The sequence below is a fragment of the Pseudoduganella sp. RAF53_2 genome, assembly GCF_052113985.1.
Lineage (GTDB): Bacteria > Pseudomonadota > Gammaproteobacteria > Burkholderiales > Burkholderiaceae_D > Rugamonas.
Genome location: NZ_JBFRDW010000904.1, coordinates 1 through 1,734, shown reverse-complemented (window position 1 = coordinate 1,734; position 1,734 = coordinate 1). Strand labels below are relative to the sequence as shown.

The 1,734-nt window shown below is 65.1% G+C and carries 1 protein-coding gene; it reads left to right on the top strand.

Going from position 1 to position 1,734, the window contains the following annotated elements:
• Nucleotides 1-13: 13 nt before the first annotated feature.
• On the top strand, nt 14-1,734 hold a 1,721-nt coding region (locus tag AB4Z11_RS30860; RefSeq protein ID WP_442029872.1), incomplete at its 3' end, for a ligand-binding sensor domain-containing protein.

Genomic DNA, 1,734 nt, shown 5'->3' with positions numbered 1-1,734 from the left:
ATAAAGTAACAGTATGTATCGTTCATGCCATCCATCCACTCCCCTGTCCCGCCTGTTCGCCCTGCTGCTTTTGCTGCTGGCGGTGACCGGCGCATGCCTGGCCGCCCCGCCCTCGCTACGCTTCAAAAAACTGGGGCCACTGGGTAATGACGAGCCTTCAATGTTGTCCCTGCTGCAAGACCGGCAAGGCTTCATCTGGATTGGCACGCATACCAACGGCTTATATCGCTACGACGGCTACCGCGCGATCCGCTACGTCAGCCGCACCGGACAGCCGGGCACGCTGCCGCATGACCGCGTCTCGGCCCTGTTCGAAGACCGCGCGGGCCGCATCTGGGCAGGCACGCAGGAAGGTCTGGCCCGCTTCAACCCAGCGACCGGCAACTTCACGGTATTCGCGCCCACGGGCTGGCCGACCAATGTCCGCGTCATCAAAAACATCATTTCTGACGGCCGCGATGGCATGTGGGTCGGCACCTGGGGCGGCCTGCAGCATTTCGACCCGGCCAGCGGCCAATTCACGCTCTACGTGCACGACGCCAATAAGCCTGGCAGCCTGGCCAGCAACGACCTGAATGCGCTGGAGCGCGACAACGAAGGCGGCGTGTGGACCGGCACCTGGCCCGGCGGCATCGACTATCTGGCGCCGGGCGCCAGCGAGTTCGTGCACTACCGCACTGGCCCAGATAACGATCCCACGGCCCGCAGCAATATCGTGCGCGCCCTGCAATTCGACCGGCAAGGCCGGCTGTGGATCGGCACCGAAGCAGGCGTGCTGCGCTGGGACCGCAAACAGCCATGGGAGAAGCGCCAGCATATCGCCTCGCCCAACAGCCGCGTGACCGGCTTCTTTATCGACCAGTCCGGCACATTGTGGGCCACAACCCTGACCGCCGGCCTGCTGCGCTGGGACGAAGCGGAAAACCGTTTCGACCAGTTCGTGCACCAGGCGGACGATCCCTATTCCCTCCCCGGCGACAATCTGCGCGCCATGATGCAGGACCGCGGCGGCAATCTGTGGCTGGCCTCGTTCACCGACGGCATCTCTCTGGTCAATCTGAACAGCAGCGGTTTCGCGCGCGCCGTGCCATACCGCATCGACGGCAAAGTCGCGCCGGCCAGCAATGCCCTGCTCAGCCTGGCGACCAGCCCGGATGGCAAACTCTGGTTGGGCGGCAATCTCGGCCTCGGCCTGTACGATCCCGCGACGGGACAAGTGCAGCGGCGCTATATCGGCGACGGCAAGCCTGGTGCACTCAGTCACAGCATCATCTACAGCCTGTACCAGGGCAGCAGCGGACCGCTGTGGGTCGGCACGTCCAGCGGACTGAACCGCCTGGATAAGCCGGACGGCAGCTTCAGCGTGACCCACTTCGGCAACACGGCCAGCGACTTCATCAACACCATCGCGCCAGGCAAGGATGGCGTGCTGTGGCTGGGCACGGGCAACAGCCTGATCCGCTTCGACATCGCCAGCGGCAAATTCAAGCTTTACCAGAACGATCCGAAAGACCCGGGCAGCCGCGCAGTCAACGGCACCACCGCCGTGCTGGAAGACCGCAAAGGCCGCCTGTGGGCGGGCTCGGAGTGGAATGGCGGCGGGCTGGACATGCTCGACCCCGCTACCGGCAAATTCCGCCACATCCGCGCGGAAGGCGGCGGCGCGGGCCATCTGCCGGACGACAACGTCACCAGCCTGTACGAAGACGCAGCGGGCCGCCTCTGGGTCGGCAC